The sequence below is a fragment of the Alcanivorax hongdengensis A-11-3 genome, from assembly GCF_000300995.1.
Lineage (GTDB): Bacteria > Pseudomonadota > Gammaproteobacteria > Pseudomonadales > Alcanivoracaceae > Alcanivorax > Alcanivorax hongdengensis.
The window spans coordinates 83722-108171 of the sequence record NZ_AMRJ01000010.1 but is presented as its reverse complement, the minus strand read 5'-3'; the positions used below and the strand labels follow the sequence as shown (position 1 = coordinate 108171).

19 protein-coding genes are annotated in these 24450 nt (G+C 60.1%); 9 read left to right on the top strand and 10 right to left on the bottom strand.

The window, feature by feature from the left end:
• Positions 1–80 precede the first annotated feature (80 nt).
• The gene (locus A11A3_RS08265; protein WP_008928830.1) at positions 81–1490 is read right to left on the bottom strand and encodes an aldehyde dehydrogenase; all 1410 of its coding nucleotides are present in this window, start codon (positions 1488–1490) and stop codon (positions 81–83) included.
• A gap of 357 nt (positions 1491–1847) precedes the next feature.
• Here A11A3_RS08265 and A11A3_RS08260 point away from each other — a divergent pair, with 357 nt between their 5' ends.
• Both A11A3_RS08260 and A11A3_RS08255 read left to right on the top strand, forming a co-directional pair.
• A complete protein-coding gene (locus A11A3_RS08260; protein WP_008928829.1) occupies positions 1848–3032 on the top strand; it encodes an amidohydrolase family protein in 1185 nt (394 codons plus the stop codon).
• Between the two features lie 26 nt (positions 3033–3058).
• Complete coding sequence (locus tag A11A3_RS08255) at positions 3059–4498, top strand: hypothetical protein (protein ID WP_008928828.1); 1440 nt, start codon at positions 3059–3061, stop codon at positions 4496–4498.
• Between the two features lie 30 nt (positions 4499–4528).
• On the opposite strand, the gene A11A3_RS08250 is transcribed toward A11A3_RS08255, so the two are convergent.
• Positions 4529–5803: a pyridoxal phosphate-dependent aminotransferase gene (locus A11A3_RS08250; RefSeq protein WP_008928827.1), complete on the bottom strand. Its 1275-nt coding sequence runs from the start codon at positions 5801–5803 to the stop codon at positions 4529–4531.
• Positions 5804–6004: 201 nt separating this feature from the next.
• On the opposite strand from A11A3_RS08250, the gene A11A3_RS08245 reads away from it, so the two are divergent.
• Positions 6005–9022 (top strand): COG1361 family protein, encoded by a 3018-nt coding sequence (locus tag A11A3_RS08245; protein ID WP_008928826.1) that lies wholly within the window; start codon positions 6005–6007, stop codon positions 9020–9022.
• A 49-nt stretch (positions 9023–9071) separates the two neighbouring features.
• On the opposite strand, the gene A11A3_RS08240 is transcribed toward A11A3_RS08245, so the two are convergent.
• Positions 9072–9338, bottom strand: coding sequence for a hypothetical protein (locus A11A3_RS08240; protein WP_008928825.1), 267 nt, complete (start codon positions 9336–9338; stop codon positions 9072–9074).
• A gap of 13 nt (positions 9339–9351) precedes the next feature.
• Entirely contained in the window at positions 9352–10311 is a 960-nt protein-coding gene (locus A11A3_RS08235; RefSeq protein ID WP_008928824.1) for a hypothetical protein, read from the bottom strand.
• A gap of 196 nt (positions 10312–10507) precedes the next feature.
• Here A11A3_RS08235 and A11A3_RS08230 point away from each other — a divergent pair, with 196 nt between their 5' ends.
• The gene (locus tag A11A3_RS08230; RefSeq protein WP_008928823.1) at positions 10508–10993 is read left to right on the top strand and encodes a YajQ family cyclic di-GMP-binding protein; all 486 of its coding nucleotides are present in this window, start codon (positions 10508–10510) and stop codon (positions 10991–10993) included.
• Between the two features lie 39 nt (positions 10994–11032).
• Here A11A3_RS08230 and A11A3_RS08225 read toward each other — a convergent pair whose 3' ends face one another.
• Positions 11033–12943, bottom strand: coding sequence for an LTA synthase family protein (locus A11A3_RS08225; protein WP_008928822.1), 1911 nt, complete (start codon positions 12941–12943; stop codon positions 11033–11035).
• Positions 12944–13199: 256 nt separating this feature from the next.
• On the opposite strand from A11A3_RS08225, the gene A11A3_RS08220 reads away from it, so the two are divergent.
• Positions 13200–13691, top strand: a complete 492-nt coding sequence (locus tag A11A3_RS08220; RefSeq protein WP_008928821.1) for a hypothetical protein — start codon at positions 13200–13202, stop codon at positions 13689–13691.
• Positions 13692–13698: 7 nt separating this feature from the next.
• Positions 13699–14364 (top strand): thiopurine S-methyltransferase, encoded by a 666-nt coding sequence (tmpT, locus tag A11A3_RS08215; RefSeq protein ID WP_008928820.1) that lies wholly within the window; start codon positions 13699–13701, stop codon positions 14362–14364.
• A gap of 4 nt (positions 14365–14368) precedes the next feature.
• On the opposite strand, the gene A11A3_RS08210 is transcribed toward tmpT, so the two are convergent.
• Complete coding sequence (locus tag A11A3_RS08210; protein ID WP_008928819.1) at positions 14369–15034, bottom strand: SDR family oxidoreductase; 666 nt, start codon at positions 15032–15034, stop codon at positions 14369–14371.
• A 216-nt stretch (positions 15035–15250) separates the two neighbouring features.
• Here A11A3_RS08210 and A11A3_RS08205 point away from each other — a divergent pair, with 216 nt between their 5' ends.
• Entirely contained in the window at positions 15251–17113 is a 1863-nt protein-coding gene (locus A11A3_RS08205; protein ID WP_008928818.1) for a hypothetical protein, read from the top strand.
• 128 nt (positions 17114–17241) lie between these two features.
• Positions 17242–17715 (top strand): peroxiredoxin, encoded by a 474-nt coding sequence (locus A11A3_RS08200; RefSeq protein ID WP_008928817.1) that lies wholly within the window; start codon positions 17242–17244, stop codon positions 17713–17715.
• A gap of 41 nt (positions 17716–17756) precedes the next feature.
• Here A11A3_RS08200 and A11A3_RS08195 read toward each other — a convergent pair whose 3' ends face one another.
• The 4 genes from A11A3_RS08195 to A11A3_RS08175 form a co-directional block, all read right to left on the bottom strand.
• Entirely contained in the window at positions 17757–19337 is a 1581-nt protein-coding gene (locus A11A3_RS08195; protein ID WP_157375497.1) for a hypothetical protein, read from the bottom strand.
• 532 nt (positions 19338–19869) lie between these two features.
• Positions 19870–20985 carry a DUF481 domain-containing protein gene (locus A11A3_RS08185; protein WP_008928814.1) on the bottom strand — a complete coding sequence of 372 codons (1116 nt, stop codon included), beginning with the start codon at positions 20983–20985 and terminating at the stop codon, positions 19870–19872.
• 55 nt (positions 20986–21040) lie between these two features.
• Positions 21041–22096, bottom strand: coding sequence for a glutaminase A (gene glsA, locus A11A3_RS08180; RefSeq protein ID WP_008928813.1), 1056 nt, complete (start codon positions 22094–22096; stop codon positions 21041–21043).
• 36 nt (positions 22097–22132) lie between these two features.
• Positions 22133–23305 carry a DcaP family trimeric outer membrane transporter gene (locus A11A3_RS08175; protein ID WP_008928812.1) on the bottom strand — a complete coding sequence of 391 codons (1173 nt, stop codon included), beginning with the start codon at positions 23303–23305 and terminating at the stop codon, positions 22133–22135.
• Between the two features lie 273 nt (positions 23306–23578).
• Between A11A3_RS08175 and A11A3_RS08170 the strand changes: the two genes are divergently transcribed.
• Complete coding sequence (locus tag A11A3_RS08170) at positions 23579–24409, top strand: HAD family hydrolase (RefSeq protein WP_008928811.1); 831 nt, start codon at positions 23579–23581, stop codon at positions 24407–24409.
• Positions 24410–24450: the final 41 nt, after the last annotated feature.

Here is a 24450-nt window from a genome sequence, read left to right as displayed (position 1 = left end):
GGCCGATTTCCCCCTAATCCGCGATGAACCTAAAAAAGCCCGGCTCAGGGCCGGGCTTTACTCTCAGACGAGGACAACGGCTATTTTATCAGCTTCTTCATCAGGTTGACCTTGTCCTTGTAGGGCGCATAGCGGAACTTGATATCGAACAAGGTAGTGGCCTTGAGAATGCTGCGCTGGTGCGAGAACACATCAAAGGAGTTGCGGCCGTGATAGGCGCCCATGCCACTCTCGCCCACGCCGCCGAAGGGCAGATTGGGGTTGGCCACCTGCATCACGGTATTGTTGATGCAGCCACCACCAAACTGGGTGTTGGCCAGCACCTGTTTTTCCACCGCTTCACTGGCGGTGAACAGGTAAAGCGCCAGCGGGTATTCCGGCAGTTTTTTCAGGTTGCCGATCAGCTCCTCCATGGAGGCGTAGGTGAGCATGGGCAGTACCGGGCCGAAAATTTCTTCCTGCATGACCGCATCATCCATGCTCACATCCTTGAGCAGGGTTGGCGCGATGTAGCGCTGGCCAGCGTCGGTCTGACCACCGACAAGCACCTTGGCCTTGTCGATCAGGCCGGCCACCCGCTGGAAGTGACGGTCATTGATCATGCGGCCCAGATCCGGGCTCTTGCTCGGATCGTCACCGTAGAATTCCTTGATGGTGGCGATCATCTGCTGCTCGAAGGCATCGCGGATGTCCTGGTGCACATGGATATGATCCGGTGCCACACAGGTCTGGCCCACGTTGAGCATCTTGCCGGCCAGAATGCGGCGGGCCGCCACTTTCAGGTTGGCATCCTTGTGCACGATGGTGGGGCTCTTGCCGCCCAGCTCCAGGGTCACCTTGGTCAGATGCTTGGCTGCCGCCGCCATGATGATACGCCCCACCCGCGGGCTGCCGGTAAAGAAGATATGATCAAAACGCTGCTCCAGCAGGGCATTGGTCACGTCGGTGCTGCCCTTGAAGACACTCACGTAGTCGTCGGCAAAGCACTCCCTCATCATCTTTTCCACCACATCCGCCACGGTGGGATTCAATGACGACGGCTTGAGTACCGCCGTGTTGCCGGCGGCAATGGCACCGATCAGCGGCTGCACCAGCAACAGGAAGGGGTAGTTGTACGGGCCCAGCAGGAAAGTCACCCCCTGGGGGGTGGATTCGATGCGGCTGCGACCGGGCTGGGCCCACATGGAGGTGGACACCTTCCTGGGTTTCATCCAGCCCTTCAGGTGTTTGATGGTGTGCTTGAGATCCTCGATGGCGGTGCTGATCTCGATATAGGCCTCGAACGGCGGGCGACCGATGTCGGCTTTCAGGGCATCCTGAATCTCGCCCTGATAGCGAACCACCGCATCCTTGAGTTTTTTCAGCTGCGCAATGCGGAATGCATAACTGCGCGTTTCGCCGGATTCGAAGTAACGGCGTTGACGTTCGACCGCCCTGGCTGCCCAATCGCTGGCACCGGTAACATTTTCTTTTTCCAGAACCGCACCCATCACTGGCCTCCCTGTTGTTATCAGACCCATGGAATGTCAGGGGACAGAGTGTTTCACGGCCCTGTCGGCGTGACCATGTGCCGCCGCCGGCAAACCTGACGAAAAACACCACCGCAGACCGTTTTTTTGGTGACAAGAAACAGTTATCAAGAACATGTTTCTCTGCATTATTTACTTATGCCTTGCCGGTTTTTTTGATTTTCAGCACCCCGTCACATTGCGGGCCATTACCGTGCACTGGCGTACTGGAGGGGGCAGGGGTTTTGCCCTACTATCGAATAAACCATTCGGGCCTGTATACCGGAGGGAGTGGCTAACAGGATCGGGCCATTACGACAAAACTGAAGGAACGACGCCATGGATACGGATCGTCTCGGCAGGGCTGTTTCATCGTTCAGTTCGTCTTTTTCCCGTCATAAACACACCCTTGCGGCTCTGCCCCTCCTCGCCCTGATGGCCGGCTGTGCGTCCCTGTCCGGCACGCCCGATGTTCGCGCCCACAACGAACGTACACTGGAATCCCTGGCCCAGCCCAGCGACCAGCAAGCCTGCTACGACCGAGACAGGGAACCCTACACGCCGCTGGTGGATGCCCACATGCACCCGCGGCCTTTTGGTGGCGCGCCGATCCCACCGCAAAAACTCCATGCCATGCTGCAAGACAACGGCATTCGCTTTGTTAACTACTTCGGTATCGGCCAGATCCTGGAGCTGGATTCCGGCTGCAGCTATTACCTGGACTGCCCCGGCGTCGCTGCCAAACCCAGCATCAAGAACGATGTCGTCAATGGCATGCAGACCGTGGCCTATCCGCCGGATGATCTGCACATCACCCTGTCCATGACCTTCATGGACCTGGCCCACCCGGACGACATCGTCAAAACCATCGCGCTGTATGACAAGGAGTTCCCCGGCATGTTCGCCTGGAGCGGCGAGCTCAACGTGATGAAACAGGCGCTACTGAAAAACAAGGCGGAACCGGCCACCCTGGCGAGCATCGATCAGTGGGCGCCCTTCATGAAGGTACTGCGCGACCGGGGCATTCCGGTGACCCTCCATTCCGACCTGGGCAATGATGCCCACCCCACCCAGTTCCTGCCGCTGATGGAACACATTCTGGAAACATACCCGGACAACAAGATCGTCTGGGCGCACATGGGGCTCTCCAAGGAGCTGGGCACCATGGACCCGGCCCAGCACGTGGCCATCCTCAAACGCCTGCTCGATCAGTACCCCAACCTGATGCTGGATATCTCCTGGGACGTGCTCTACAACGAGTACCACCAGTGGGGCAGCATCTATGTACCCTTCCTCAATGCCTACTCCACTCGCATTCTGCCAGGTACGGATTTCGTCGCCTCGGCCAGCAAGCCCGACGATGAATACGGCAAGGAACTGGAAGTCACCAGTCGCGTGCTGCGCGTTCTGAATGATGAGGCATTCCGGAACATCGCTCTGGGGGCCAACTACTTCCGGCTGATGAATCTGGATTACCACGCCCCCAATGTCTGCCCCGCTGACAACAACAAGACGTCCAGCTGATTGACAGGGAACCAAGGAGCTTGCCCATGAAGATAAGGACCCGGAGCGGGGCGGCGCTGTGCGCTGCCCTGCTTGCCCCCACGTTGTGCCTGGCGGAAGGTAGCCGTGGCGCCCCTGGCCATGCCGATGTGGAAAAACAGCTACAGGAGCTGAAGCAGATGCGCCAGGATCTGTCCGAACAGAGCAAGGCATTTGATCAACGCATCTATCAGCTGGAAACCGAACTCTACGGTGAAGATGCGGCATCGCGATCCACGCCCATGCCCGGCGTCAGCAAGGGCTATCGCCCGGGCAAGGGGTTCAACCTGTTCAGCTCTGATCAGGGCGAAGTGAACTTCGGCGTTTTCAGCTACGTGCGCTATCTGAATCAGCAGGACTTCGACGACAGTTACACTGATTCCTTTGGCAACAGCAAGGACATGGATATCCGCAACGATGTCCAGTTCCAGAAGGTCAACATCAGCTTCAAGGGCTGGATCTTCGACCCCAAATTCCATTACCTGTTCTACACCTGGACGTCCAACACCAGTCAGGGCGACCCGGCCCAGGTAGTGGTGGGCGGCAACCTGGGTTATACCTTCAGCAAGGCACTGACGGTCTATGGTGGTATCGGCGCCCTGCCCACCACCCGCACTACCAACAACACCTTTCCCAACTGGTTGAAGAACGACCACCGCAGCATTGCTGACGAATACTTCCGCGGCTCCTATACCTCCGGGTTCTGGGCCGAGGGCGAGCTGGCGCCGGGGGTGCAGTACCGCGCCATGATCGGCAACAATCTGAGCCAGCTGGGCGTCGACGGGGCACAGCTGGATGACGGCTTCAACACCGTGGCCGCGGCCCTGTGGTGGATGCCCACCACCGGCGAATTCGGCCCCGGCGAAGGTTTCGGTGACTACGAGTTCCACGAGCAGATGGCCACCCGCTTGGGCTTGCATTTCACCCACAGCCGCGAAGATGCCCAGGCCCAGCCGGGCACCAACACCTTCGAAAACTCACAGATTCGTCTGTCCGACGGCACCCTGATCTTCAGCGCCGATCCGTTTGGTAATGGCACCCAGATCAACCGCGCCACCTACCAGATGGCCGCCGCCAACGCCGGCCTGAAGTACCGGGGCTGGTATCTGGAAGCGGAGTTCTATCAGCGCTGGGTAGACAACTTTTCCGCCAACGGTCCGCTGCCGGTGGATGAACTCAATGACAAGGGGTTCCAGGTGCAGGGCTCGCACATGGTGATCCCGAAAACCCTGCAGGCCTATCTGGAGTATTCCAAAATCAACGGCGAATACGGCAACCCCTGTGACGTGAGCGTGGGCATCAACTGGTTCCCGTTCAAACGCAAGGAAATGCGCGTGGAAGTCCAGGGGCTTTACCTGAAGGACTCTCCGGTGGGTTACAGCAGTGTGCCCTTCTCCGTGGGTGCCAACGGCTGGGCCTTCACCACCGACTTTGTGCTCGCCTTCTGATCCGGCCCGCCGCCGGCCAGACCGGCGGCGCTAGCCCAGCCAGTCGACCATTCGCTCCATGGCCTGCACACAACGGCCGCAGTATTGCCGCAAAAACGTCTCGTCCACGCCCTGGTCGGCATGGTCCAGCGCCTGTTGCCCGTCAAAATCCACCAGCGCCTGGCGCAGGCTCAACTCCCCGGCCGGGCGGCCAAAGGCCTCACCGGGCAAGGTGGCCACGCCGGTCTCTTCCAGCAGGGTTTCGCACAGGGTGACACTGTCCTCAATCCCCCGCGCCCGGAGCCGGTCTTCCAGCGGCGTGAAATCCGGAAACAGGTAGAAGGCGCCGTCCGGCATGGCCAACTGCAACCCGGCCCGCTGATAGAGCTCCACCTGGTAACGGGCCAGCCCCTGCAGGATGGCCCGCGCCCGCTGCAGATAGCTGTCCATCTGGCCGCCGCCCTGAAAGCCGGTCACCGCCGCATACTGAATCGGCGCCGCCACCGAGGTATAGGTTTCACTGGCCACCGTGGCCATGGCATCACGCAACCAGGACAGATTCTGCGGGAAGGCAAACGCCCCCAGCCGCCAGCCACCGGCGCCACACCATTTGCTCAGGCCATCGCTGATGATGGTGCCCTCCGGGTAATAGCGGGCAATGGAACGGTGCCGGCCATCGAATTGCAGCTGCCCGTAAATTTCGTCACTGAGCAGGATCAGCCGGTGGTAACGGGCCACCCGGGCAATATCCTGCAACTCGTCACCGGTGAAGGTATAGCCATGGGGGTTGGCCGGGTAGTTGAGGATCACCAGACGGGGACGACCCGGGTCACGCTGGCAGAGCGCATCAAGACTCTCCGCCGTCAGCTTCCAGTGATTGGCCCGGTGGGTAGGCAGCCAGTGCACCCGCCGGCCGATGATACTGGCCTGGGGCGCATAGGACACCCAGCTGGGGGTGGGAATGACCAGGTCGCCGTAGTAGACCAGCTGAAGAATGAACATCAGTTCCTTGGAGCCGGGGCCGATCATGATGTCTTGGGGCCGGAAGGCCACATCGTGCTCGCGGTCGAGATAACCGGCGATGGCTTCGCGCAGGGCCGGCAGCCCCATTACCGGCAGATAGTCCTTTTCTTCAGCATGCTCTCGCAAGGCCGCCACTACCGGTGCCGGCACCGGAAACGGCGACTGCCCCAGCCCGAACTTGAACACCTCTCGCCCCTGCTGGCGCAGTGCATTGCTGCGCTCGTTGATGGCCAGGGTGGCAGACAGCCCCAGGCCGCGGACATTGAGGTTGAGATGCACATCGGGCTGAAAACTCACCGCCATTTCTCCCTTTCGCTGCAAAGGCTTGCCTACCCCGACCATAGCCAGTCCGGGCCGCCCTGCAAAGTCAGCCCCCTCATTCAGGGGGGTTGGAACCCCCCTGGCCCCCTCAAGCGCAGGATGCCGCTGCCAACGTCGCAAGCGTAGCCTTGAATTAAGGGAATCGGGGCGACCAGCCCGTCTGCATTATCAAGGAGAGAGTCCATGCGCTTTGCCGATCGCAACATTCGCCATCCCCGCCATCATCACTGGCTGACCGGGGCCGGCCTTGCCCTGCTGCTGACCGCCTGCGGTGGCGGTGGTGGCGGAGGAGGAGACGGCGGCAATGACAGTCCGCCCGCCGCCGACGCCAACCCGCTGAAAGCCGCGGTGGCCAACCCCCTGGGCCACCGCACCGATTGCCCCGGCCTGACCCTGTCCGCCACCCATGGCAGCCCCGGCACGGTGATTACAGTCACCGGGCTGCCCGCGGATTTCGGCGAAGCCAGTATCCGGGTGATCGCCGACGGCGACGCGGGTCAGATCATCGATCCGCTGTTTCTCAATGCCGGTGACGAGGGCGACCCGATCCGCTTTACCACCCCCCTGGCGCCAACCCGTGATCCGGAAGGGGGCAACGTGATGATGGAACTGGGCGACGGCGACCAACACTGCCCGGCCTTTGCCTTCACCATTGATGCCCTGCCCCAGGCCCCGGACGACTACACCCGGACCGTGCGCCAGCGGCTGGAAACCTGGGTGGACAAATCCCTGGCCGTACTCGGCTACAACCCGCAGACGCTGCTCGATGCCGACCCGGACACCCTGCCGCAACAGGACCTGTCCTTCTGGGTGGTCAAGCAGTACGTCAGCGGCGACCGTCCGGACGGCCTCAAGGCCCTGGCGGCCCAGGCCAGTGACGACCCGGACAAACTGCTGGAACGGCTGCTGATGGCCTCGGGGCTGGAAGACGACCTGGTCGATGCCCTCAACGAACTGGATACCGTGCCCGTGGGCATGCGCCAGACCAGCCAGGCCGCCACTAAACGCGCCCATACCCGGGTCAAGATCAACGGCAGCTGTGATGAGCAGTCCGTGGACCCGGACAAGCTGATCATATCCGGGGCGGCGGAGCTGTCGGCACGCATGAAATCCGCCGCCGCCGGCTATGTGTTCGACGGTTCGGTCAGTGGCCAGGTGCTGGGGGATGCCTCGCTGGTCAACTACAAGAACACCGGCCAGGCCGCCGGCTACGCCGGCACCACCGTGTCGGTGATCTCGGAAGTGAAGGCCATGCGCCGGGCCCTGGAGCCACAAAGCATCACCGACTTTGAAGTGCGACGGGTGGACCAGAGCTGGATCGAGGACCGCGACCCGGCCAACCCGGCGTTCTGGGATCTGGCCTTTGTCAAAGCCAAGGGCAAGAGCTTCAATTTCGGCGCCACCTTCCTCAATGGTCTGGTGACCCTGGCCGGCATGGTGCCGGGCCCGGTGGGCGCCAGCATCGGCACCGCCAGCACCCTGGGTTCCAAGGGCGTCTCCAGTGCCATCAACTCACTGACCGAGGGCTCCTGCGTGCGCATCCGCGCCCCGGAATACGGCCCCATTGATGTCACCGACGAACCCTGGACCACCTCCAAGATCCTCGGCACCACCGTGACCCGGGACTCCCACCGCCAGTACCACGGCATCGATATCGGCACCTCGCAACTGGTGATCAAGCTCAACAGTGGCGAATTCGCCGACGAAGGCATCTTCCTGGAAAAATTTCCGGTAACGGTCAAACCCATCCGCATCTCGTTGCTGCCCTCCTTTTACCGGGTACAGCAACCGGGCGAGGTGGCCAGCCTGTCGGCCACCGCCGCCAATGCCAGCAAGAACGCGGCCAACTTTGCGGCCCAGGCCACCGGGCCGGGGCAGATACAGTCCGCCGCGGCCAATGGCGATTTCTATGATGTGCAATTCAAGACACCGGATGACCGGGACAACTACCCCACCTCTGTGACGTTCACCTGGCAGGGCCGCACCCTGCCAGCAGGCACCGAACGCAGTGACAGTGTCACCATCGATACCGAAGGGGACATCAGCCTGACGCCACAAAGTGCCTGCCTGCTGCCCGGCAACCGGCTGTCACTGAGCGCGCAGCTGAACGGCTTCGCCGAAGACAACCAGGATGTCACCTTCAGCACCAGTGGCGGCCAGATCATTGATGCCAGCGGCCTGACCGCCACCCTGGTGGCCCCGGGCCAGACCGGCACGGTACAAGTCACCGTCAAGGCCGATGCGGACCCGTCCGTGAAGGACACCGCCGAGTACACGGTCTCGGACAGCTGCATCAAGAAACTGTGGTACCCGGGCGCCACCATTTCACTGGATGGCAACGGCACCTACAGCAACACTGCCGACACTCGCTGCCCGCCGGACAACCACAATGACACCCAATCAGAGGAAATCACCACGCCCTCCGAAAACGTGATCGAACCGCCGCAGATTCCCCCGGAAAACCTGCTCTGGTACACACGCAGCGAGCGCATCCAGCAGAATTACACCCATACCTCCACCCGGAGCGTGCTCTATACCCCGCCCAATGGTGGAGAATCCTCCTGCGATACCGTCAACCTGCACGGCAGCAATGACAGCACGGTGGTCTATTCCAGCACCGGCGATGGCACCCTGTCCGCGTCCCTGGATGCCCAGCTGAACACCAGCTGTGAGGAACATCAGGATGGCGATGTGGCTTGTGCCGGTGGCGGGACGGCCGCGGGCCTGGGCGGCATGTACTACATCGACCTGTCCGCGGAAACGGACTACCGGGTGCATGGTGAGCTGGACTGTGCCGGGCTGGCCGGGCGAATCACCCAGATTCCCATCAGCGCCACCCTGATTCGCTATGTGGGCGGGGTCACGCCTTTCGTCCCCGACCAGGAAACCGGCAACACCGGCGTGCGCGATGCCAATGGCAATTACCGTTCCCCGGGGCTGTTTACGCTCAGTTGCACCCAGGCGAACCAGACACTGCCGTTCGATATCAGCTTTACCCTGGATGCGCCCCAGGGCGAAGCCAACGACCTGGTGGTGCTGTCACTGGCCGGCGGGCTTTGGCAGGTGAGCCCTGCCAATCTGCCCAAGGACGGTTTCGGCCTGCCGAGCCCGACCCTGCCGGACCCGAATACCAAGCCAACCACCGGCGACCATCAATCCACCGCGCACTTTGATTTCAGTATCACGCTGGAGTCACAGTAACGGGCGATAAAAAACCGGCCCACCCTCAGCGGTGGGCCGGTTCTTTTACTCACACCTTCAGGTACTTGGCCGCCTTGGCATCCGCCTTTTTGGCCAGGGGTTTCAGCTCGGCGATTTTTTCACACACCGCATCGCACTCTTCCTTGCTCAGTGCGTGACCTTCCACCGCCTTGTGCAGCTGGCTCATGTAGTTATCCAGTACGGAAATCACCGACAGGTGAATCACCGGCGCAATGGACGACTTTTTCTGCTGCGGGCGCGACTTGCGATGAGCCTGTTCCCAGCGTTTTTCAAATTCCTTGTGACTGAGTGACATGTTTTCCTCCTTGTCAGAATGTCAGCTTGTTGACACTGATACTGTTGAGCCCCAGTTCGCCGCCGCTAATGCCTTCCAGGGACACCGGCAGGCTGATGTCGTCCAGTGACACCTTGCCCAGGTCTGCGGCCAGCTGGGCATCACTGAGCGTCATGCTGCCCACATCGAGATGCACGGTGGGGGTGACCCGGATGCTGACCTTGAGAAGGCCGATATCAATACCCAGAGACTTGTCCGACGCGGTGGCGTCGGCACTGAAGGAACCACTGGTGGCTGCCGGCATGTTAATCGCCGGGATCGCCACGTTTTCCAGGCTGGCACCGGGCAGGTTGAGCGTCCCGGTCGGCGCGGCACGGTTGACGCGCATGGCTTCACCGTCCGCGGACGGCACGGTCACCGAACTGAGCGTCAGATCGCCCACGCCCATGCCGGTAATGGACAGGCCCGCGCTGGGCAGGCTGAGCTTGTCCAGCCGTACCCCGCTGAGGTCCAGATTGCCCAGATCCAGCTGATCGATGGGTTTCATCTGCGCCACCAGACCGGGAATGTCGATACTGGGAATCTGCAGGTCGATATCCCCAAGATCCGGGACCGTGATGGTGCCCAGATCCACCGGGATATCCAGACTGCCCATGTCTTCGCTGCCGTCCCAACTACCGATCCAGCCCAGGTCGATTTGCCAGTCCAGGTGAAAACCCAGCTCTACAATGCTACGCACCTGATTGAGTACCGCGTTGGCATTGTTGACGCTGGCCGAGCCGTTCTCCACCTTCAGGCTGCCAATGCTGGCACTGCCCAGGGCGACCTTTTCCACCTTGAGGTTATGCAGGGTACCGTTATCGACACTGACCTGGTCGATGGCGATCTTGCGGGTGACCTGGGCGCCGAGCAGCCCCAGGCGGGTCAGCAGATCCCGGGAAATGGGCAGCGACTCCATTAAATTGTCCGGCGACAATCGTTCCTTGAGTGACATTATTTTGCCTCCTGGCAGGGTTGATGAGTACGCACCCCCGGGGTGCGACCCGAATCAACATACTCCGCTACCGGGCAGGCTTATATGCTTCAAACGTACCAATTTCACCGAATGTGATGGGGGTTGCGGAAGGCGCATTTTGCCGGCGCCGGCGCTATACTTGGCGGCATTCCCCGTTAGCAAGAGACAGAGCGCCATGCCCTCTTTCGACATCGTCTCCGAAATCGACGAAGTGTCCCTGCGCCATGCCGTGGACAATGCCAACCGTGACCTGAGCAACCGCTTCGACTTTCGTGGTGTGCAGGCCAGCATCGAGCAGAACGGCCTGACCGTGACCCTGAAAAGCGAATCCGACTTTCAGGTGCAGCAGCTGGAGGACATTTTTGCCAAGGCCGCGGTCAAACAGGGCATCAGCGCCGCCGGTGCGGACAAGCCGGAAAAGCCGGAACACAGCGGCAAGACCTTCTCCCTGCCACTGACCTTCCAGCAGGGTCTCGACCAACCCACCGCCAAGACCATTGTCAAAATGATCAAGGACAGCAAGCTCAAGGTGCAGGCATCAATCCAGGGCGACCAGGTGCGCGTCAATGGCAAAAAGCGCGACGACCTGCAGGCGGTGATGGCGCTACTGCGCGAATCCAGCCTGGAAGTCCCGCTGCAATTCAACAATTTCCGCGATTGACGGGATGCCGGCGGGACCACGGATCCCGCCGACCGATATTCAACGGGACCGGTTTTCCAGCGTGGCGGCCTGCCCGTAGTCACGGGTCTTTCCATGAAACAGCAAGCCCTGTGAGTACTCCATATAGGCCCGCGCGCGAATCTGCTCACGCTTGTCCGCCCCGTTACAGGTCTCGTTTCGCAGTGCCCCTTCATCGTGTCGCCACCGGAAACAGCTCAGGGCATCTGGCCGGGCCAATGGAAATTCCACGACACGATCACCATGAAACCAGCCATACATGCCCGCCGTGTAATAACTGGCCCGATAATCCTCCGCCGGCAGATCCCATAACGATTGCCCGGTAAACCAGGGGGCATGACCGCCCAGCCAGGCAAGAATGGTGGGGGCCACATCCCGCTGCGAAGCCAGAGCAGGGACCTGCCTTTGCGGTGACGGGCCATTGAGAACCAGCATGGCAAACGGCGTGTGATAATTGCTGAAGCGATCCGGCAGGGGACCTCGGGTATGGTCAGAGGTAATCACCAGCAAGGTCGGCCTGGTCACCACCTTGCGCAACGCCCTGACAAAATCACCCAGTGCCTTGTCCGCATAATGAAGGGCGCTTTCGATACGATCCTCGGCGGTTTTATCGCCAAAGATGTAGGGCACCGCTTCCGGTAGCGTGCCATCGTGGGTAGAGGTGGTATTGATGACATAGAAAAACGGTTTACTGTCCGACTCTGCCTTTTCCAGAATAAAATGGTAAAGGTCATTATCATCCAGTCCCCAGCCATTCTCCGGATAGCGAATCTGCTCGATATCATTCTTGCCATAGGAATGGGTCAGGCCCAGTTTCTTTGTCATATCACCCACCATGCCGGTATGCATGCCCTGAAACATGGCGGTATTCCAGCCATGGTCGGTGAGAATTTTCGACAAACATTCATAGTGCATGTCGACCAGCCGGTTTTTCACCACGGCATTCCCCAGGGGGTTGGCGTACGAGCAAAGCAGGCTGAACACACCTTCCACGGTACGATGGCCTTCCGCAATCAGCCCATCCGTGGAAAAACCCGAGGCGGCCAGCTTGTCGAATTCCGGTGTCACCGGCACGCCCTGGCGCGTGTCATTCATGAAGTAGGATTGCCAGCCCTCAAGGGCAAAAAGGATGACGTTGTACTGATGCGACGGCGGCACCAGTGAATGATTTTCCCGTATCAGGGTTTGCTTCACCGTGCTCCGGTAAAGCGGGGCCGGCAAGGAGGGAAAATCCAGATAAGCAGCATTCAACTGATTGCCGGCATAAAGCGTATAGAGAATGGTGTAATTGGGATTCTCTGCCACCGCAGCCATTTCATCATTGCCCACATTGAACACCCGCAACGGTTTCATGGGGCGCTCATCAATACTGCCTCGAACACTGATTACCAGAATCACCAGCATCACCACTACACCGAGCTCGGTGGCCGGGAATCCGACCTTCACGGTCATCCAGCGCGCGCCGGTTTGCCAGACAATCAATGCCGACAGCAGTACCGCGCTCAACACCAGCCAGCCATGGTCAGACACGGCGGTATAGGCCAGGCCGGATGCTTCGGAAAACAGCGCCCAGATCTCATAGCCGGAATGGCGGCCGGCTTCCAGAAAGTAGATGGTGTCACTGACCTGGGCGAGCACAAACAGGACGGCACACAGGGCAAACGGCCAGAGCGGCAAGCGCCGGACGCCCAGCACCCTTACCAAGGCATAACTGACCAGCGTAATCAGCGTCACCGGCAAGGCGGCCGCCGCCATATCAAAGCGCACACCCCAGAAAATCGCATACACCGCCTCACGGGCACTCAGCGCATGCAAAACATCATGGGCACTCCAGAGAAAAAAACCGCGCAGCAGGAATGTCAGCAGGACCAACGCAAAAAAGCCACCCAACAGGTACGTCAGGAGAGAACGGGGCGGGGAGGTTTCGGTCATGGCAGGCTCTTACCAGATAACAAAGTAACACTGCGACCGGAAACAAGACGGGCCGCAACGTGGCAACCCGGCATTATGCCCGAATATGGTTCAGCCGACACCGTCTGAGACGCAAGGGCAATCCTGCTGTCTTCCTCCCGGCCAATTCGGCTAACGACATGCTCTGCCCTATCCTCTCGCCAAAACAGGCAACGCTTTTTTATCTGCCGGCGCTTTGCTATTTTCTGGGCTCTTCCACTCCATCACAGGATCTCCCATGCCCGCGGCTTCCCGGCGACTCTCGCTGCTCTGGTTCTCGGTACTTTCGGCACCCATGCTCATCGGCCTGGCCATTGCCGGTCTGATTCATTTCGGTCACTACCAGGCGGTCAGCCAGGTGCTGCCCACCGAGACCCTGCGCACTGGCGCCATCGGTGCCATGGCCCTGATGCTGGTCAGCGCCGGCTCCCTGCGGGGCGTGATCCTCAATCCGCAGGCGCTGGTCAGTCGCGGTCTGGCCGGCAAGCCCGCACCGGCCACGCCGGATGCACAGCAGGCCTGTGCCGTGCAGCTGGTGCAGACCGGCATGTTCCTGCTGCTGGGGGTGCTGGATACCGTGGCCATGGCCGTCATTGCCTTCAGCCTGCTGCAGGGCGATCTGCTGCTGGCGCTGATCAACGGCGTCTATTCCCTGTTGCTGGCCGTGATGGCCAAACCTGACTTCGGGGCCCTGATCGAGGCCACCAACCGCCAGCTGCGCCGGGGATAACACAGGCATGGAAAAAGGATTCTGGGAAGACAAGTGGCAACGTAACGAGATCGGCTTCCATCTGGACCGGGTACACCCCTTGCTGAGCCGTTTTCTGCCGGCCATGGAATGGGCGCCGGGCAGCCACCTTCTGGTGCCGCTGTGCGGCAAGACCCTGGATATCGGCTATCTGCTGGAAAGCGGGTTTACCGTCACCGGGGTGGAGCTGTCCGCCAAGGCGGTGGTGGCCCTGTTCCAACAGCTCGGGCTTGATCCCGGCGTCAGCGACTGGGCCGGTGGCCGGCTTTATCAGCAGGGAGCACTGCGGGTATTCCAGGGCGACATCTTCACCCTCGACGGGCCAACCCTGGGCAAGGTGGACGGCATTTATGACCGGGCCGCCCTGATCGCCCTGCCGGATGAATTACGCCAGCAATATGCCCGCCATCTGCTGGCTCTCACCGACGCCGCCCCGCAGTTACTGATCACACTGGATTATTGCCAGGCGCAAATGCCCGGCCCGCCATTTTCCGTGGACGCCGACACGGTCCGGGCTCTCTATGCGGACCGCTACCGCATCGGCGACTTGTCCCGCCGCGACATCCTCGAGTACGAACCGCGCTTTCGGGAACGAGGGCTGACCGCCCTGTATGAAACCGCCCGCAAACTAGAACCGGCTCTAATACCTGCCTGAGCCATTACCAGGGCAACACGCTGCCGTCGGAGTGCCAGAAGGTGCCGCTGTTTTCCAGGGTCAGTTCATCCATGCGCTGCACCAGCCCGGCGGCGGCTTCGTCCGTGGTCAGGTGGCCGCTGTTGCCGGTCATGTCGGTCTTCACCCAGCCCGGATGCAGAATGGCCACGGCGATGCCACGATCGTACAGATCGATGGCCAGGGACTTGCCGGCGGCATTGAGGCCGGCCTTGCTGATCCGATAGCCGTATTTGCCCCCGGAGCCATTATCGGCGATGGAGCCCATGCGTGAGGTCATCAGGCCCACCTTGCTGCCGCTCTTGAGGTTATCCAGCAACGCCAGGGTGACGCGCAGTGGCCCCAGGGTATTGATCTGGAACTGCTCCTCGATCTGTTCCAGGTCCATGTGGTCCAGGGTTTCACTGAGCATGATGCCGGCATTGTTGTAGAGCACATCCACCGGGGTGTTGCCCAGGGCCGCTTCCAGGTTGGTGACGCCATCCCTGCGGCTCACATCCACGCCGTCGACAATCTCCACACCCAGGTCTGCCAGTGCCTGTGACGGCTGTCGGCAGGCAGCAATCACGCGATCCCCGCGTTGCGCCCAGCACCGTGCCATGGCAAGCCCGATGCCCCGGTTTGCACCGGTGATTACAATTGTCTGGCTCATTGCTCTCTCCTTTTTGCTTGTGCTCCAGTCACTTGCTTCCGGCGTCCATCATGCGCCATCCAAGTGCATTACAAAACAGTGCAGTTCCAGATACAAAACAACATTTTTAGCCAACATTGGCAGGGCAAGGAATTTTATATATTTGCCGCGAGGGGGACGGTTCGCGCTGAGCCGTCACAACAAGGACCTGAACCCAAGGATAAAGGGGGATCAGTCATGCTACGTCTATTCAAATCCATTCTCGTTATGTCGTTGATCGCGACACTGGCCGCCTGTGGCGGCGGTGGTGGCAGTTCACCGAACGACCTGCAAAATCAGGAAACACCAAACAACGGTACCGATACCGGTGGCACCGACAATACCGATACCACTGACAACGGCGGTGACGATGGCGACAGCACGCCACCGATGACCGAAGAGCAAGCCCAACAGCTGCTGACGCTGGTGGACACCAACAACCAGTTCACCGTGTCCGTCTGCCCGCAGGCGGTGCTCGGCACCCAACTGGGTGGCGCTATTGATGTACTGGCCTGTGAAAACGAGGCACTCACCAACATTTCCCTGGGTAACGACAACGTGCTCGGCCTGCTTTGTGCCGATACCGTGGCGGCCACCGACACCGATCTGCTCGGCAGTGTCACCGAACCCACCTTCCTGCAAAACTGTCTGATGGAAAGCGGCGCCTATCTGGCCGACACCCTGAGCGGCCTGCTCAACAACGGTGGCGCCATCGGCCAGCAACTGTGCCCGACCTCGGAAGACCCGGTGACCTGCATTGTGGAAGTGGCCAACACCGTGCCGGACAGCACCCTGAAAGGCGTGCTCGGTTACCTGGGTTGCGATGATGCGCTGAACCCGCAGGTGTGCCTGAGCCAGGTGGCCGACAACCTGTCCCAGGGCGAGCCGCTGCTGGGTACCGTCAACGCCCTGTCCATGGCCCTGTGCCCGATTGCCACCGGCGCTGACAGCTACCAGCCCCAGGACTGCCTGACCGAAGTACTGGGCGGCGTGGGTTCCATTCTCAACCTGACCGGCGGCCTCGGTGAGCTGTGCCCGGAAGGCGCCGATCCGTTCACCTGCCTGCTGGCGGCCGGCGACAATCTGGGCCCGATCAGTGACCTGCTGGGTGGTGGCCCGATTGACCCGGCCATTCTTACCGACCTGCTTGGCGGCCTGGCACAGCCGGGCAACATGGATCTGCTGCAGACCCTGCCCACCCTGCTGAGCAAGATTCCGGTGCTCGGCCCGCAGCTGGCCGACCAGTTGGCTAACGGTGGTGACTTCTTCGGCTCCCTGCAGGACCTGCAATCCCTGCCGGCACTGCTGACCCAGATTCCGGTCCTCGGCGATATCCTCAACGGCGCCGCCGGCGGTGACGCCCCGGGCCTGCCCAGCGACCTGAGTCTGGAAACCCTGCTGGCCGGCCTGTCCGGTGACCAGCTGAACACGGTTACCGATATGCTGGCCCAGGTGCCGGTACTCGGTGATGTGGTCAACCAGCTGCTGGGCGCGGTGTCCTGCGAGGCCGCCAACCCGCTGGATTGCCTGACCGCCTCCGCCGGTCAGCTGCAACAGTTCAGCGACCTGCTGACCCAGGTGCCGGTACTCGGCGATATTCTCAACCCGCTGCTGGCCACCCTCACCGGTGCTGCTGACGGCAACCCGCTGGCCCCGGCCACGGACCTGCTGTCCCAGATCCCGGTGGCCGGTGACCTGCTCAACCAGGTTCTGACTGCCCTGCAGGGCGGTGCCGGCGGCGACCTGCTGTCTCCGGACCTGGCCCTGCTGGATCAGGCCCCGGATCTGCAAGGTCTGCTGGAAGGCCTGGTCAACGGCCTGATGAGCGGTGACCCGAGCGCCCTGCTGGGCGGCATCACCGACAGCAACGGCAACCTGCTGACCAGCCTGTCTTCCCTGGTGGCATCCCTGCCGGTGGTTGGCGACCTGATCGGCGATCTGCTGGTAACCCTGCTGGGTGAAGCCCAGGCCAGCTCCCTGTTGGCACCGCTCACCGATGCGCTGGCCGATATCCCGGTGCTGGGCCCGGTACTGGACGGCCTGCTGGGTCTGCTGGGTTAAACCCGCCAGCCAAGCGCCCCTTCCGGCCGCCCCTTTCGGGGCGGCCTTCTCATTTTCGTCTTTGCGGTTCAGACCCACCCGGCGACTTTGCTACAGTGGTGATCCATTTCAGGCAAAGGACGCACATCATGACCATTGCAGTAGGTGACACCCTGCCCGCCATCGCACTCAAGACCAATGGCGCCAAGGGCCCGGAAGATCTCAACACCGGTGACTTTTTCAAGGGCCGCAAGGTAGTGCTGTTCGCGGTGCCCGGTGCCTTCACGCCCGGCTGCTCCAACACGCACATGCCCGGCTTTGTGGTCAACGCCGACGCCATTCTTGAAAAGGTGGATGCCATCGGTTGCATGGCCGTCAACGACGCCTTTGTGATGGATGCCTGGCAAAAGGACCAGAACGCTGAACAAATCACCATGCTGGCCGACGGCAACGCGGATTTTGCCAAAGCCCTGGGGCTGGAACTGGATGCTACTGGCGGCAGCATGGGCATTCGCAGCAAGCGCTTTGCACTGATCGCCGACGATGGTGTCGTGACCTATCTGGGTGTGGACGAAAAAGGCGTGGACAAGAGCAGCGCCGAAACCGTACTGGCACAACTCTGACCGAATCGCGCCACGCTGATGGGCGTGGCGCTTTTATCGAATCAGTCGCCGGACAGGCGATTGCGAACCACGAAATTCATCGATTCGCGATCAAAGTTGCCACCGTAGTTATCGCGCACGATGATTCGATCATCCAGCCCATGCAATCGGTACTGGGCCAACATGGCCAGGCCGAAGTTGGGCATGTGCGTCAAGTCCACCGCCTTGTTCTGGTATTCACTCAAGGTGACCTTGTGATCCACGAAGGTACCTTCATACACCAGCTCCAGAATTGGCGCACTGGCCGTGACGTTGGCCACCGCATGGCCGTAGATGGCACGCTCCGCATCATCCAGGTAGCCCTTCTGGTAATAGGGCCAGACCGCCGGTTCGAGAAAATTTTCCCGGAACCATTGCGGTGAGAACGAACTCTGCCCATTGGACAGAAAGGCCCCGCGAATGGCCGAAGACACCCGCCGCACCGGCGACGGATCATCAGGGCTGGCCAGTTCTTTCACCGCCGCATGAATACCGGATCCAGCGCCCAGCGATGACCCGGTGATAAAGATATCGTCCGGATTGATTTTGAAGACGTCCGCGTAATAGCGGAAAAACTGCACCGCATGGCTCAGATCATCCCTTGCCAGCGGGTAGGCGTTTTCATCCAGGTCCTTGAGCGGGTGACGAAAGTCCAGCGCCGCCACTGTGACACCACCCCCGCCCTGTTGGATGCTCAGATACTTGAGCAGCATGCCCTTCTTGTCGGCCCGCACCGACTCCTTGCTGTGATTGGCTGAATGGGCATAAATCAGCAGAGTGTTTCTTTCACTGCCACTGTGAATACGCCCATCCGGCGTCGGGTAATAGATATCCGCGCGCAGCCCATTGGGCTCGCTGTCCGGCCCCACCACCGGCAACCAGGACACACTGCTGTCGCCGTAGAAAACGTTTTCGTAATAACCACACACCGGGCTGCAATTGCCAATCACGGTGTAATGCTCATTCAGCAGTGATGACGTGATGGGCGCGGGCGCATCGGCGCCGGCACCGACGGAGCCAACGGCAACCTGGCGGCTGCCACAACGCATGGCATCGCCATCCTGCACACAGGCCTTCAGTTCATGACTTGTGCCGGCGGCAAAACCGCCCGGATAGGTGACACTGAATTCACCGGCGGCCTGACTACCCTGCGGACGCACCAGCTTCAACTCTCCGTCCACGGAGTAATAGTGATCGGAACTGCTTGGCCCCAACACATCGTAATGGATATCCAGCGACTGGTTGGCCGGCACCTGGTTGGCCACCCCCAGGGCGTGCATTTCCACCGCCAGCGGTACGGCCAGCACATGACCGGCGCGCACCCGTACTTCGTCACAGACCGGCACGTCGTTATCATCAAACAGACAGATCCTGATGCGCTTGCTGGTGCCATTCGCGAAACCACCGGGATAGGTCACACTGAACACCCCGGCCTCACTGCCCGTAATGCTGTTGGCCCGCACCAGTTTCAGGCTGTCGTCCACATAGTAGTAATGATCGGAATGGCTGGTCGCCGTGACGTCATAGGTCAGAGTGAATGGCTGATTGGGCTCAACCACATTGCCGTTGCCGACGGTATGAATACGCACCTGAAAGGTCGGCATGGCGGCGGCCGTCATGGCAGCGAAAAAAATGCCCGTAAAAACGAAAACCCTGCCCCCGTATCCTTGCGTTCTCATGATCACGCCCTCCACTGGCTGGCGCTACGAAAAAAGCTCACAGGAGAAGCATAGGAGCTTGCAAGGCGTGGCGCTACGAAAGCGCCAACAAGCACACTTTTGGCTAATGCGTTTTAGCCACGCGGCTCAGCAAAAGGATTTTTTTACTGCCCCGATGGGGCAGGAACCATAGAGAAAGGATAAAAAAAGGCGGCATCCGTATCCCTGATGCCGCCGCCATATCGACAAGGCTGAAAAGAAAACCAGGCCTGTTCACACTACCGACTAGTATGAACAGGCGCTATCAAGGCCCCACCGACAACCGATTGCCGGCAGTAGCAAACACGCTCAAGGGGGGGGGGGCATGGCACGGGCGTGGCCCGACATGGATAGAAGATCTCGCAAACAGGCCGGCAAATCCGTGCCAGCCTCGATGGTCATGATGCTCGTTTCCATGACCGCTCTCCCTGGTTGATTTTTATATATCCCAGGACAACCCTACGGTCAGCCTGAGATCGTCTTTTTCCGGCGTGACGCCATCCGCATCCGGTTGCGGGTTTTCGATGCGGCTCCAGGTGGTCGCCACCCGAAAATCCAGCCGCTTGGTCAGGTCCACGTCCAGGGCGGCATACAGGTCGTGGCTGGCACGGCCGGACTCTTCGTTGGTCAGCACCAGCTGGTAGGTCACATCCAGATCCACTGCGGCGGTGAGATCCTGACTGTAGGTACTCCCCACCAGAAACGCCGGCGTGCTGACCGTACGGTCCTGCCCTGCCTGCACTTCCACAAACTGTGTGCGTTGGTAACCCGGGCCGGCGGAAATCACCCAATCCAGCTTGGAGGTATCAAACACGCTGTAAACCGCGCCAAAACCCAGCAACCATTGCTGGTCCAGATTCTGGAAGGGGTCACGATTGAACTCGGCCTGAATGGGCCGGAACAACCACTTGCGTGACACCCGGTAATCATGGGACAGGGTTGCCCGATGATTATTGGCATTTTCCACGCCATCGTTCTGCGCATAGTTTCCGGTATAACCGATACGTGTACTGTTGGCTGCGGTGCGCCTTTTCAGCATGACCGTGGCATTGAATTCCTTTTGATCCACGTTACCACTGCGGAAGTTGGCCCCCACCGCCACGTCACCGGACCATAAATCAAACTCTCTCGCCGAGGCTGAAGCGATGCCCAGCACTCGCTCAAAATCCACCGGCTCGCCGCCACCGATCACCAACTTGCCGGCCTCGGTATCCAGTGATCCCAGCACGGTGGAACCATCATCCAGCAGCACGGACATGGTGCGCCCGGTGCGGATAAAGGCCACATCCTCCCAGTCGATGGAAATCACGTCGAAATGGTCGCTGTCGATCTCGACGGATTCCTCCTGCATGGCTTTCAGATGGCCCTTGACCCACTCACCGGTGTCCAGCTGGATCCAGTCCCAGCGTTGCGGATCAAACGACGGCGGGCGCCATACCCGGGGATCCTGGCTGGGCGGGGTATAGGTGGTGTCCGCCCAGACCTTACTGCTGATACCCGTCAGGGTGACTCCCGCCATGAATACCGTCATGGCCACACGTGCGCTTGAACTCATAACCTCCGAAAACCTTTACTGACGAGCATGGCGCCCGGTGAAGGGCGCCCGCCGCTTACTTCTTGAAGGGCTGTACCGAATAGGGGTTGCCGCCAAGCGCAGCGGAAATGTCAGTAATGGCCTTCTGGCCCCGCACACTGTTACCGGCTTCATCCAGCGGCGGCGACACCACGGCGATGCCGAATTTCCCCGGGGACACGGCAATCAGACCGCCGCCCACCCCGCTCTTGCCTGGCAGGCCGGTAGCATACAGCCACTTGCCGGCGTCGTCATACAACCCGGCGGTGGCCATGACCGCCAGGGCTTCGGGCACGTCGTCGGCTTTCATCAGGGTTTTGCCGGTGACCGGGTTGACGCCGGCATTGGCCAGCGTGGACGCCATCACCGCCAGGTCCTTGGCGCTGACCCCCACGGAGCACTGACGGGTATAGATATCGGTGGCCTGCATCGGGTCGCCCTTGATGTGACCGTAGGCATACATCAGGTAGGCGATGGCCTGGTTACGCTGGTTGGTATCGGCTTCGGACTTGTAAACGTCTTCGATCACCTTGAGATCACTACGACCGGCAAACTCACCGTAGTAGTTGAGAATCTTGTTCCAGATCTCGTCGTAGCTCTTGCCCTTGACCATGCTGGTGGTGGTAATGGCACCGGCATTGACCAGCGGATTCATTTCCGCGCCCTTGTGCTGCTCGATGGCATAGATGGAATTGAATACCTGGCCGGTGGCATCCACGCCCATGTTGTGGGGCAGGGATTCCACGCCGGACTCTTCCATCACCTTGGCCATGGTGAATACCTTGGAAATGGATTCGATGGCCACTTCGGATTTCACATCACCGACAGTGTAGATCTTGCCATCCACGGTCACCAGGGCGATGCCATAGATGTTGGAATCCACCTTGGCAAGTGCCGGAATATAATCCGCGTTCTTGCCTTCCTTGAGACCCTTGTAATCGTCATAGGCCTTTTTCAGGGCCGCGTTGATATTATCCGGTGTCAGCTTGCTGTCGAGCCCACCGCCGGTGGAGGAATCCGCGGTGCAGCTGGCACTGGCAACGGCCAGCATGCCGGCAAAAATCAGACTGAAAACCTTTCGTGAATAGTGCATCTGTGAAACTCCCTCTTGATCACCAGGCTCGTACGCTCAGAGCAGGTTGCCACTGGAAAAGCTGTATTTGATGCTGAATTGCACTCGCCGATCATAGCTGGCGGTGTCATCCTTGGCGGTGCGCTTGCCGAAAAGATATTCCACGCCCATCAGCACCTTGTCGTTGGGCGCATGCAGCAGGTTGATGGAGGCGTATTCGCCCTTCTGAAACGCGTCGTCGGTCTGGAAATCCATGTTGTCGATTTCCGTGGAGCTGTAGCCAAGGGCGGTGCTGTAGGTATCGCTCCAGCCATGCTCGTAATAGGCCAGCAAACCGGTCAGCGGCACGACCTGATAATCCGGGTCGGCCAGGTTGCCATCCGGCGCCATGTCCACGCCGCCGTCATTCATGTAGTTGGAAATACCGTCACCGTGCACCACACCCAGGCGGATATGATCATTCTTCATCACGTTGATCACGGAAGTCAGGTTGATGCCCCAGCCAATGTCACTGTCCTCCGGCTTGCCATCATTGCCCCCCGGCGTGTCGTAACCCACCTGGCGAAGAATGCCCGCCACCTGCACATGGCCCCAGTCCCGGCCGAAACGGTAATGGGCGGTGAGATCCGGGTATTCGTTATCCGCCGACGTATTCGGATCCCCTGCGGTTGTATCATTGCCACTGTCCACACCACTACCCGGTGTCTCAATCGCCACGGCAAAGGTTTGCTCGCCGCTGATCGGCGTCCAGCGAATCTGCGGGTTACGCAGAAACACCATGCCGGACGGCCCCCAGTAATCGATCACATTGGGAAACACATCACCGTCCATGAAGACACTGTTGGTCTGGCCGGCGAGGATGGACTTCCACTCGCCATAGGCATGGCGAAGACGAATGGTGGTCTGCCCTTCATCAGGGCCAACCCCGTAGAGATCAAACTCGAACTTGGTGGTCAGCTGGCTGTCACCGGCCAGGGTACTGGCATTCACGCCCAGGCGGCTCTGACGCACACTGAGCACCGCCTGGCCAGGGCTACCCACGGAATCCTGATCGTAGGGGATTCTGCCCGGCCTCAGGGACGCTTCCCAGTTGGGGTTGGGTCGGTCGAAGGCCTGCACATAGTCGACCATGCCAAAGCCGTAGATTTCGAAGGAAGAGTCTGCCAAACACGCGACGGGAGCCAGCAGCAAGGCTGCACCCAGGCTCCGCTTGAGAAGGATCGTACCCATGGTCATCATCCCTAATTATCGATTTTTAACCACCGCGTCCCTCGGGGTCAGTTTAACTGCTTACCACCGGGGCAACGTTAAACGTCCAATCGATATTGATAGGAGCATACTTTTTTATATTAGTCACGCCGGTTACCATTTTCTTTATCGGTTTGTGACTCTCTCATCACGGTCATCCATTTATATTGATCACTATACTTTATGCGGGTTTTCGTTAACCCTGTAGACACGCTCCCCGGCCAACCCAAAAGGTGACCCCGAGGCAACAATGCCATGAGTATTCTGCAACTCCCCCACGCCAGTCCTGATATCATCCTGATAGATTGGCATGCCACCCTGGTGGATACCCACGATGCCATGTATCACGCGGTGGATGATGTACTGCCGCACCTGAAGGAACTGAATCTTTGGGACAAGCTGCTGGACCCGGACGACTCCAAAACCCTCGAAGACGCCAAGCTGTTGATGTACGTAAAAAACCATCAACGTCTTCATCCGAAAATTACCGCCCAACGAAAAATTTCCCGCACCGATATCTTTGAAGTTCTGTTCGGTAGCGATCAGGATGCCAAGGCCCAGGCTCACCAGGCATTCGACAGTGCTTATCAGAAATATGTCTCGGCGGTTCACCCGCTGGAAGAAGGCACCGCCGACCGCATTGCCCATCTGCAACAGCTGGGCGTTCTGGTTGGGGTGATTTCCAATCGCAAACGGGATTTCCTGGAGCACGAACTGGCGCTGGTGGATAACGGCCGCTGGGCCAAGCTGTTCGATGTGATTGTCTGCGGCAGTGATGTGAAAAAGCGCAAGCCATCACCGGAAATGTTGCTGCGGGCACTGGAAATCCTGCACCGGCAACCCGGCGAAAACTGCTGGTATGTGGGCGACAGTACCACCGATGTGATTGCCGCCAGGGAAGCCGGCGTCACCTCGATTTTCTACAACGGCGCCGGCTGGGAACAAACCTGGCTGGACAAAATCTTTCCGGGCACCATCAAGCACCCCCATCGTCCGGATGCGGTGGTCGACAGCATCGCCGACCTTACCGACCTGGCCCGGCACATGATTGCCCAGCAAAAAAGAGTGGAGCGGGCACGTTCCTGATTCTTACCGCGCACAAAAAAGCCCCGGCAAAACCGGGGCTT